The organism is Gammaproteobacteria bacterium (assembly GCA_022340215.1).
GTDB lineage: Bacteria > Pseudomonadota > Gammaproteobacteria > JAJDOJ01 > JAJDOJ01 > JAJDOJ01.
This window is the reverse complement of record JAJDOJ010000130.1, coordinates 20,134-29,954: the sequence shown is the minus strand read 5'-3', so window position 1 is coordinate 29,954 and position 9,821 is coordinate 20,134. Positions and strand designations below refer to the sequence as shown.

The window sequence follows — 9,821 nt, the reverse complement described above, 5'->3', positions numbered from 1 at the left end:
TTTTGCTCCTCGCACTGACGATAACGGGCTGCGCCACTTTCGAGCCCCGCCCGATCGACGAGGTGCCCTTCATGGAAAGGGCGCAGACCCAGGTGCAGGACAACCTGACGGTGACGGTCGCGCTCCCCGCACGCGAAGAGGCCACCCAGATCTACGGTGTCGACCCTGCCAAGAAGGCCATGCAGCCGGTGTGGATCGAGGTGAAGAACGATCGCGATCACCCCGTCTGGTTCCTGCCATCGGGCCTTGACCCGTCCTACCCTTTCAGTTCCTCGACGTCGACATCATCTCGCGCGAAGCAGCCAACAGCTTTACGTCCATCTTGGTGGACCCTGCGTTCAAGGGCGACTTCGCCCTGGTCGATTTCGACACGCTGTACAAACACCGGCAGCGATACCTGACCCTTTTTGCATTCCGACATGGAATCGTGGCGGGATGAGGTTCGAAAACCCGCCGCGTCCCGTGGCTGGTTCGATACGCAATACCGCGCTGACTACAGGGCGTCAACGCCTAAGGCGATTTCTGTCAAATGACACACCATCCTGCTTGTCTTTTCGTCCGTCCTCTGTGTTGCGACAACCGTTACATAGATCGACTATGCGCCTGTTGTCGCGTCTTGATGACGAACGATCCCGGCGCGGCGCTGTCCCTGCTTTGCTTGGGCACCGGTCTTGGGCTTCCTGCCCAAGCCGTTCACTGCTTCGCAGTTCACCCGGCGCGATCTGGTACGCCATTTTCCGGCAATCGCCTAACTCCAGAAACCGAGGGTCCGCTCGATGACCCAGAACGCGGCGAGCGATCCGATCATATAGGCCGCAGGCGCGGATACCATGGTGGCTGCGCTCCAGGCGTTCGTGAATGTCCTGCCGGTGACCCGGACACGGGTCTGCTTGACGGACCAGAGCAGGAGAAATACCGCGGCGATGAACAGCAGTTGTCCGGCCTCGACGCCGATGTTGAAAAAGGCCAGCGCCAGGGGAATGGCGTGCTCCGGCAGACCGATCTCGCGCAATGCCCCGGCAAACCCTAGACCGTGCAGCAGGCCAAAGACGAAGGCCACTACCCAGGGGGCCCGCGCGGCAAGGCCCGGGTGTCCCTGTCGGGTATGCAGGATCTCTGCCGCGACGAATAAGATGCTGAGCGCGATCGCGGCCTCCACCGGGGCTTGTGGTAGCTGTACCCAGCCGAGCGTTGCGGCGACCAGCGTGATGCTGTGCGCAACGGTAAACGCGGTCACCGTGCCGATCAGCCGCGGCCAGCTGCGCACCAGGAACAGCAGGGCGAGCACGAACAGCAGGTGATCGATGCCGAGCAGGATGTGTTCGATACCCAGACCCAGATAGGTGGTGATGACCTCGGTGGTACTGCTCGAGGCGGAAATCGTGAATGATGGTTGCGCGGGCGTCAGGCGTACGGTCTGCGTCGTGCCGTCCGCCCGATTGAAACGGGCGAGGACATCGGTTCGGGTGGCAGGCAACCCCTCGATGCTCACCTCGCCACCGGTCAGGGTCTCGTCGCAGGTCACGCGCCACCGCTCGAGGTAACCACCCCCCATGAATCGGGTACTCGGCTCGGTACCGCTGCAGGTCTCCGGGAAAAGCACGTAAAGCCCGAGCCGTCGTTCGCCCTTGGCCGGGACCTTCCACAGCACGTCGTAGTGCCCTTCGTCGAATTCGCTGATCTCCAGGTAACCGGGGCGGACCTCGTGTGCCGACACGTTCCGGATGCCAGGCGTCAGCAGCAAAACGACAACGGCGAAACGCGATATCGCGCGGAGCCCCTTGCTCATGGCTTGCGGGCCGCGAGCGGTGGCGCCTTGCCGATCTCCGGCAGGTAGATCTCGACACGGTAGCGTTTGCGCAGCGCGTCGTAGAACAGTTCGTTGGCTTCGAGCCGGCGGTCCGCCAACCAGTCACGTTCCACCGCGCGGCGGATCTCGGTGAGCGCGGGCAGACGGGACGGCACTCGGTCGGTCACCCGAACGAGGTGCAGGCCGAAACTCGAGGTGTAGGGCCCGCTCCATGTCGCTTCGGGTGCGCTTTCGATGGCCTCTACCAGTTGACTGCCAAAGGTGGCCGAGATTTCGCTTGACGTGGCGGCCTCGAGCGTGGCGGGCAACAACGTCGGGTCACCGAGCGTCTCGACGTCCATCTCCTGCGAGTTGAGCCTTTCCAGCAGGCTGGAAGCCCGCTGATGCGCATCGTCGCCTGACCGCTCGGGGTTAAAGTAGATTTGCTCGAAGCTCGTGGTCGCCGGCTTACGGTACAAGTCGGTGTGTGCGTCCAGCCAGTCCTGCAACTCAGCGACCGTCGGGGTCTGCATTTCGGCGAGGTCCGCGTTCAGAAACTCCATCTTCTGGCGCATGCGACGGCGGATGACCAGATCGTCCTGGTCGAGACCGAGGGACAGCGCCTCGCGGTAGAGGACCTCTTCCTTGACGAAGTCCTCGGCCAGTCCTTCCAGCTCCGCCCGGGTCGGCGGGCGCATCCAGGTACGCTGGAACTGTTCGGCAAGGCGGGAGATCTGCTGTTCATCGACGATGATCCGGTCGCCCCGCCTGCTTTCGTCGTTGTTGACCATGGCGTACAGGGCGAACAATCCGGCGCCCAGTACGAGAAAATGCAGTAACGGTTCGCGGATGAGCTGCGATAGAACACCGGGATTTCCTGAGTTCATTATTTCCCTGTCACATTTTTCCTCCCCCCTGGCAGGGGGAGGTCAGGAGGGGGGCGAGACTGTCGATCGGCACCGTACCCGTCCTGGGGTTTCACCCCCATCCCGGCCTTCTACCTCGAGGGGGGAAGCGCCCAGGTGTCAGCCCTTCGGCGTGTACCAGATCGGCGAGGTGTAGGCGCGTTCCTGGGTGGTCATCTTCGCCTCCTTAGGCATCTCGATATCGAAACGCAGGGCCTCGTAGGCGGTCCAGCGAGGGGTGGGGATCTCGATGACGCGCGCGTAGTAGAAGGCACGCTGCTCCGGGTCGAAGTCGGGGTCGGTCCAGGTCGTGATCAGTTCGGGGTCGCCGATGGTGTTTGTCCAGGTAGCCTTGACGACATCGACGGTGTCGCCGACCGGGGCCTTGCAGCGGCCGTCGGCGTCGATGGTGCGCCCGTCCGAGACGGCGACATCGTAGACCCTTTCCATGGCGTTGCCGTCGTCGCCGACCCAGCCCTTGACGATCTGGATGCGGTCGAGATTTCCGCTCATGGCGTCCTTGCGTGCGGCGACCAGGAAGGTCGGGGACTTGCCCTGCGGGGCGCTGCGCAGATCGCCGCCCATGGGCACGCCCTTGCTGTAGCCTGCCTGGGCAGGGAGGCGGGTCTGCGCGTCGTCTTCGGTGAAGTCCCAGCCGCCGAAGAAGCGCACGATCATGCGCGGGCCGGTGGTCGCGTAGGTCTCGCGCCGGGCCAGGGCGTCGAAGATTGCATCGCGTGTGTTTTCCTTCGCCCAGACCGCGGCATATCCGGAAGAGGCCATCTGGTATCCCATGATCTTGCCTTGCTCGCCGCCGAGCGTGACGTGCAGGGCCCGTTCCGGAGAGGGTTCCACGCCGGAGTGTTTGCCAAAGAAGTTGTCCTCCTCCACGGCCGACAGCGAGGTGTGCGAGTCGGTGCTGCCGACCATGCCGAATTTGTAGGGGTTCACGCCGAGCTTTGCCCCGTACTCGAGCCCGCGCTTGAGTCCGGAGCGGGCGTACTCGCCGGGAAGCATGTCGTCCGTTTTCGCCTCGCTCATGTCAAGGTTGCCGAGGTCCCAGGTCTCGTAATCGGCGAACTCGTCGTCGGGTGAGAGCAGGGGATGGGCCTCGCCGTCACCCTTGATCTGGGTCGCCTCGTAGAGCGGTTCCCATCGCTGTCGCCGTTCGGCATAGTCCTTCGTGATGGGCCCGCCGGAGAGCGTCTCGACGTCGAACATCATGCCGTTGGACAGGTTGCCGTTGTGGGGGATGGCCAGCAGCTCACCGCCGGTCTGCTCCTCGTAGGCCTGCATGGCCTCCCAGAGCGCCTCGGGGTCGGCGCTGTCGGCCAGCGTGAAGGGGAGGGTCCGTTCGGCCATTGCACCGCCGTCGCGGTAGATGACCACGCGGTGAAGGTTGTTGCCCTTGACCAGCGAGGTCCATTCGTAGCCGATGAATGCGGTGAACCGGCCCGGCTCGTTGTACCTTTCGGCCGCCTCGATCGTCTGCTGCCAGACGGGCTTCATCAGTTTGGGATCGTTGGTCCGCCAGGGAAACCTGCCCTGGGAGAACAGCGTAATGATCTCCAGTGCCGCGTCGACACCCTGCTGGCCGCCCTCGGCGATCATCTTGTTCCAGCGCCGACCCTCTTCCTTGTCCATCACGGCCGGATCACCGTCGGCGAACATGTCGAAGAAGCCCATACCGTCGGAGTGATCGGCGATGACGACGAAATCGAGCGGCCGGCTCAGTCGGGCGCGGTATCCCGTCGAGGAAGTTACCTCCTCGCCGCGCGTGAAGCGGTAGGCGTCGTCCAGGCCCAGCCGGTTGCCGAACGTGCCCGCGTCCATGGAAAGCGCGGTGTGCAGGTGCGTGTCGCCGAAATAGACGTTAGTCGGATACGCCCGGTTGGCGTAGGGAGAGAATTCCTTTTTCTCCGGCCTGATGGCGCCCTCCTGGGCGTAGGCAGCGGTGGTCGCGTGCAGAGGTTGGGACAGCACGAGGGCCAGGCTGAACGAGAACAACACACTGCCAATTGGAAAGATTTTCATCGCTGGTGTCTCCAAGGAACCCCAGGGCCGGATTGTTCCGGGAGACTAACAGATTGAAGGTCGGAGACAAACGGGAAACGTTACGAATACCAGTCTCGGCAGCGCAAAAGTAGATGCGATGCGAGAGGGTAGGGGGCCGTCCACGGGAGGCCCCCTGTTCTTTACATCAGTGTGACAGTCTAGATCGGTTCGAAGGTGAACTTCTGTCCGGCGACGCTGACGTCGAACATCATGCCGCCCTTGGTCTGCGTGAATACGGCCACGCCGTCGTTGAAATCGCTGTTCTTCGAGGCCCCCTTCTTGACGACGACCGCCGTTGCCTGGGCGCCGAGCTCATAGTTGCCTTCCTTGAACTTGTTGAGGGTTTCCTCGTCCTGAAAGAAGATGATCTCCCGATAGCTTTCCCCGCCGAACTGGAAACCCATGGAGAGCTGCTTGAGCGAGGTCTTTCCGATCTCCTTGCCTTGCTCGTAGACGATGCCCTTTCCGTAGGCGCCGCCGAACCCCATGCCGGCCTTGCCGACCGAAGGGAACACGGCGTAACCGTGGGCCTTCTCGAAGAAGACCTTCAGATCGGGATCGGTCAGCGTGAAGGCGGTGATGGCCGCCTGCGCCTCGGTCTCTTCGTTGGGGTCCCAGCCGGCCAGCGAGGGGTTGGCCAGCAGGAAAACCAGAATGAGCAGTCCCGCGATTGCGGCAATGCGCTGTCCCATATTGCACCTCCATAAGTAAATTAGAAAGAAATGTAATAGCAAGTTATGATGAGGCGAAACGCATCCTCGCAGAGGGGTAAGGGGTCGCGATTGACAAGCGTCAATCGCAGGGAAAAAACCTGAACCGTCGCTGGCGCTCTGGCCGATTTGTCGGCGACGCGGCCTATTCGTCCACTTCGACGATCACGCTGTCGCCGTCCCTGCCTTCGATGACGACCACCCTGCCCAGAACCGGGTGTCGTCCCGCGTGGACCGCTAGAGACGGCTGCTCCTTGACGGCAATGACCTTGATCTCGTCCATGATGTCCTTGATCAGTTGGGGATCGGAATCAACAATTCGCATGATCGGTTTCCCTGGGGTTAGCGCGGTTCAGAGCCGCCGAATGTAATCGTACCAACCGGGAACATCAAGCGGCGCTCCGCGCGGCATGCCCGGTTACTGACAACCGGGGAGGGCGCGGTTTGCCATGCGGCGGCGGCCCCCATTATGCTCGAAGTCAGTCTTTGACATAGGAAAAGGAAGAATGATTCAAGAGACAAATGTTACCTGGCACGAACATCAGATTCCCCGCGCCAAGCGAGAGGCGCTGAACGGCCACAGGGGCTGCGTGGTCTGGTTTACGGGTTTGAGTGGCTCAGGGAAGAGCACCCTGGCTAATGTCCTCGACCACAAGCTTCATCGGCGGGGGATGCACAGCGTGGTGCTCGACGGCGACAACGTTCGCCACTCCCTCAACGCCGGGCCGCCTATGCTCCTGGTGACACACGGCGAGGCGTTCGCGAAACGCTTTGGCCTGGGGTTTTCCGCCATGGACCGGGAAGAGAACATCCGTCGCATCGGGGCGGTCGCCCAGCTCTTCTGCGAGGCCGGCATCATCGCGTTGACGGCCTTCATCAGCCCCTACCGGATCGACAGGGACCGGGTACGTGACAGTCTGTCCGACGGTGAGTTCATCGAGGTGTTCGTCGATACACCGATAGCGGTCTGCGAAACGCGGGATCCGAAGGGCCTATACAAGAAGGCGCGGGCCGGAGAGATCAAGGGCTTCACCGGCATAGACGATCCCTACGAGGCCCCGGTGTCACCGGAACTGGTGCTTTCGGCGGCCGAGAAGACACCTGAAGAACTCGCGGACGAGGTGTTTGACATTCTGCAGCGCAAGGGTATCTGTCCGCCGCTGGATGACGACGTTATGGTGCCGGAGCGGGAGGGCGAGACCGTCTGACATGCCAGTGCTCGGGGCCCTTCGCTGGTTTCGGCAGACCTTACTGTACGCGACTGTACGCGACGCTCCAGAACATGCTTCGGGGGCCGTCGCGGGATCGCGCCGCAGCCATCGCCTTCTGGGCCTTTTTCAGCATATTTCCCCTGTTGATGGGGCCCCTGTCCCTGGTCGGGTTCTTTCTGCATTCGATCGATATCGAGTCCCGCCTCTACGAGACCGTCACCGGGCTCTTTCCTGCGGGCGCGTCACTCATACAAAACAGCGTCGAGACCGTGATCAGCGGCCGCGGCACCCTGAGTGTTTTCGATACGACGCAGGGAGAGGGGCGTGGGCGGCACCACAGGACACTGGTGGCCGGCATTGTCGAGGTGCGTCCTTCGGAAGAAGGCTCCGGGTCCCGACCCGAACCTGCCGTCCGGTCAGCGACCGCAGCGCCGCGGGGGACACGGGCGCGGTTTCATCGCGGGCCGCTTGCGTCTCCAGGTTATTCCGAACCGCAAGCAAGAAACGTTGGAACCGTTCGTCCTGGCCAATGTGCAACAGGGTACGGAGGCGCGAACCGACGGATGGACTGGCTACGATAACTTGCACAAGTTGGGCTATAGGCATCATCCGGATAGGCATGGTTCGAAGGCCTGCGTATCTGCCTGTTCCTGACCAAGGTCCACAACCGGGTGATCCGCCCCCGCTTCTCGCTGCTGAATAATGGCTGCCCGTAAGCCCCAAACCGCCCCATCGCATCCACCATGCACCAACTGGACCAGGCTATGGATCAACTCATTGGAGAGGCAAAACTGGCCGCTTGAAAAATTTGACTCGTTTGTAGAGATCTTGTCCACTCAAGGATTTCTAGTGGTTGAGGACCTTCTTACCCAGTCCTTCGCTATAGTCATCACGGCGTTTTTCCACCGGCCCCTTTTCCTCGATGCCGACGGCGACTCTTGCCGTATCACCGGCCGCTTCTTTGGCGGTGCATCGACCAGAAACGCCGACGGTGGTCTTCATCGCAGTACTCCTCGCGGCCTTCTTCGCCGTGCAGTCCGGGTCCACGACGCCGGCATTCGCCGTTCCGGACACCAATGACAGGGCAAGGATTGCGGTTGAGAACACGCTTCCTGGGTTCATGCGATCCGCTCCAGAAACACGGAAGGTTCTGTTCCAAGATTCGCGCTACCGGTCCGATCTCAGTTGCTCGATCCGCCCCGAGAGGCGTTTGAGACGCATCGCCAGGAAGATCAGCAGCGCGGCGATCACGAAAGCGGCGGCGGCGATGACCCAGGCGATCGCCACGACGCCGGTACCTGGCCAGAAGATCAGCACCAGACCGACGATCGCGGCGACGGTGCCGATGCCCGTCATCAGGCCGCGATCGGGATCATCGGGGCGCGACTGCCGACTCGTGACGATCTGCATGATGCCCGATAGCAGGGCCCAGATGCCGAAGATCACGAACAACGTCTTCACCGTGGCGCCCGGCCAGAAGAGGAGGGTTGCACCGATGATCAGGCTGATCGCCGCCTGGACGAGATACGGTGTCCGGTCGAAACTGCGGTATGCGGCAATCAGACCCAGGACGCCGTCAGCCAGCAGGTAGAGACCCACCAGACGCAGCAGGATATTCAGGCTGGCTGAGGGCCAGATCAGCGCGCAAAGTCCAAGTGCGCCCGCGATCAGCCCGCGCAGCAGGAATGACCACCAGACCTTCCCGTGCCGTCTTCCCGCGTGTTCCCCGATGCCGGTTCCCGATGCGCGCATTAGTTGTATCTCCCAAAAATTCGTCTGTACCCAATTCCGGTCAAACTCAGTACCGCGGATCCCCCAGAGCTACTTTACCGTTTTCTGCTCGACCAGCGGGGATTGTCGCATTCCTGGAGACGAACCGGTAGCGGGCTGCGGGCGAGTTCGAAACCCACTCGGTCTGAGCTTGTCCATCCGGGTCATTGTCCGCGGATCTTCTGAGTCCCCGAACACCAGGTAACGCGCCTCCCCGGCCTCCTCGTTCCTGCCCTGCACTTCCACCGCTTCCTGCTGTGCCAGCTCGACGAGCAGACTTAGGCGATTGCCGGAAAATGACATACCAGATCGCGCCGGGTGAACTGCGAAGCAGTGAACGGCTTGGGCAGGAAGCCCAAGACCGGTGCCCAAGCAAAGCAGGGACAGCGCCGCGCCGGGATCGTTCGTCATCAAGACGCGACAACAGGCGCATAGTCGAACTATGTCACTGTTGTCGCAACACGGAGGACGGACGACAAAGACAAGCAGGATGGTATGTCATTTGACAGAAATCGCCTTACTACGCGCAGAAAGCGCTGCTGTCTCGCGAGTGGCTCATCGGTCGGGTCACCCCGGAATGGAAGACGCTCCGCGTTGTTCACGCGTTGCGGGCTCATGGCGAGCAATGGCTTGGCGGCCCGCCGGCCTGGATGAGGCCCAATATCGGGGCCGAGGGTATCGGAAGAGAGAAGCTGATAATAGGATCTCTCGCTCACGGGTGCGATTCCGTCAGGCGACAGAGTCAAACGGTTCATGCGGCCCAATTTCGCCACGCCGGTTCAGCATGCGCCCGGTGATACTCGGTATCTCGGAAACGCTGAATCTTTCGGATCGAATGCCATAATCGACGAATGTCAGCGTCGACCGTATCGACAGTGTATTGCTCCGGTATCGTCGCGAAGACCGGCGGCCACGGCATCTGGTTTCCCGTTGCGGCGACGTCCCGGTGATCGCGTTCCGTCTACCCCGCATGCGCCTCCGGCACCAAATCCTGCTGTTGCTGGTGATGGTCAGCCTCGTCTCGGTGGGCATCTCCGCGGCCATCGCCATCCATCAGTCTAACGAGGCACTGATCGAGGGGACCTACGACCGGCTGGTGGTCGCGCGCGAGTTGAAAGCGACAAGGCTTTACGAGGAGATCCAGGACAATCGGAACGAGATTTTCGCCATGGTCCGGTTCCTCGCCACCATGATCGAGATCCACGATCTGTACAACAAGCGCGACGCCGTGGAAAACGCACCGGCTGCTCTGGTGTCGCTGCTGTGGCGCCGGGTCGATGCCGCGTTCCGGCAGCTTCGGGCGGGTTTCGGACATGAGGATCTGGTCGTCATCCGGAGCAGAAATCCGGGCGATCCAACGGTGGTTTATTCCCTTTGTCAT

At 61.9% G+C, this 9,821-nt stretch carries 12 protein-coding genes; 3 read left to right on the top strand and 9 right to left on the bottom strand.

From position 1 onward, the window contains the following. The coding region (locus LJE91_09425; GenBank protein ID MCG6868923.1) for a hypothetical protein at positions 1-401 on the top strand (401 nt) is incomplete at its 5' end. A gap of 347 nt (positions 402-748) precedes the next feature. Here the strand turns inward: LJE91_09425 and LJE91_09420 are convergent. The 5 genes from LJE91_09420 to LJE91_09400 all read right to left on the bottom strand — a co-directional run bounded on the left by LJE91_09420 (position 749) and on the right by LJE91_09400 (position 5,784). Next, a complete protein-coding gene (locus LJE91_09420; GenBank protein MCG6868922.1) occupies positions 749-1,789 on the bottom strand; it encodes a HupE/UreJ family protein in 1,041 nt (346 codons plus the stop codon). Continuing rightward, entirely contained in the window at positions 1,786-2,676 is an 891-nt protein-coding gene (locus tag LJE91_09415) for a peptidyl-prolyl cis-trans isomerase (protein MCG6868921.1), read from the bottom strand. The genes LJE91_09420 and LJE91_09415 overlap by 4 nt, the downstream gene beginning before the upstream one ends. 138 nt (positions 2,677-2,814) lie before the next feature. Next, the gene (locus tag LJE91_09410) at positions 2,815-4,728 is read right to left on the bottom strand and encodes a DUF3604 domain-containing protein (GenBank protein MCG6868920.1); all 1,914 of its coding nucleotides are present in this window, start codon (positions 4,726-4,728) and stop codon (positions 2,815-2,817) included. Positions 4,729-4,907: 179 nt separating this feature from the next. Next, a complete protein-coding gene (locus tag LJE91_09405) occupies positions 4,908-5,441 on the bottom strand; it encodes a lipid-binding SYLF domain-containing protein (GenBank protein ID MCG6868919.1) in 534 nt (177 codons plus the stop codon). A 163-nt stretch (positions 5,442-5,604) separates the two neighbouring features. Next, a complete protein-coding gene (locus tag LJE91_09400) occupies positions 5,605-5,784 on the bottom strand; it encodes a hypothetical protein (GenBank protein MCG6868918.1) in 180 nt (59 codons plus the stop codon). Between the two features lie 181 nt (positions 5,785-5,965). Between LJE91_09400 and cysC the strand changes: the two genes are divergently transcribed. Continuing rightward, positions 5,966-6,667 (top strand): adenylyl-sulfate kinase, encoded by a 702-nt coding sequence (gene cysC, locus LJE91_09395; GenBank protein ID MCG6868917.1) that lies wholly within the window; start codon positions 5,966-5,968, stop codon positions 6,665-6,667. A gap of 327 nt (positions 6,668-6,994) precedes the next feature. Continuing rightward, positions 6,995-7,324, top strand: coding sequence for a transposase (locus LJE91_09390; GenBank protein ID MCG6868916.1), 330 nt, complete (start codon positions 6,995-6,997; stop codon positions 7,322-7,324). A 192-nt stretch (positions 7,325-7,516) separates the two neighbouring features. Here LJE91_09390 and LJE91_09385 read toward each other — a convergent pair whose 3' ends face one another. The 4 genes from LJE91_09385 to LJE91_09370 all read right to left on the bottom strand — a co-directional run bounded on the left by LJE91_09385 (position 7,517) and on the right by LJE91_09370 (position 9,821). After that, positions 7,517-7,792, bottom strand: a complete 276-nt coding sequence (locus LJE91_09385; GenBank protein ID MCG6868915.1) for a hypothetical protein — start codon at positions 7,790-7,792, stop codon at positions 7,517-7,519. Between the two features lie 45 nt (positions 7,793-7,837). After that, positions 7,838-8,422, bottom strand: a complete 585-nt coding sequence (locus LJE91_09380; GenBank protein ID MCG6868914.1) for a DUF308 domain-containing protein — start codon at positions 8,420-8,422, stop codon at positions 7,838-7,840. A gap of 69 nt (positions 8,423-8,491) precedes the next feature. Next, positions 8,492-8,743 carry a hypothetical protein gene (locus LJE91_09375; GenBank protein MCG6868913.1) on the bottom strand — a complete coding sequence of 84 codons (252 nt, stop codon included), beginning with the start codon at positions 8,741-8,743 and terminating at the stop codon, positions 8,492-8,494. Between the two features lie 658 nt (positions 8,744-9,401). Next, complete coding sequence (locus tag LJE91_09370) at positions 9,402-9,821, bottom strand: hypothetical protein (GenBank protein MCG6868912.1); 420 nt, start codon at positions 9,819-9,821, stop codon at positions 9,402-9,404.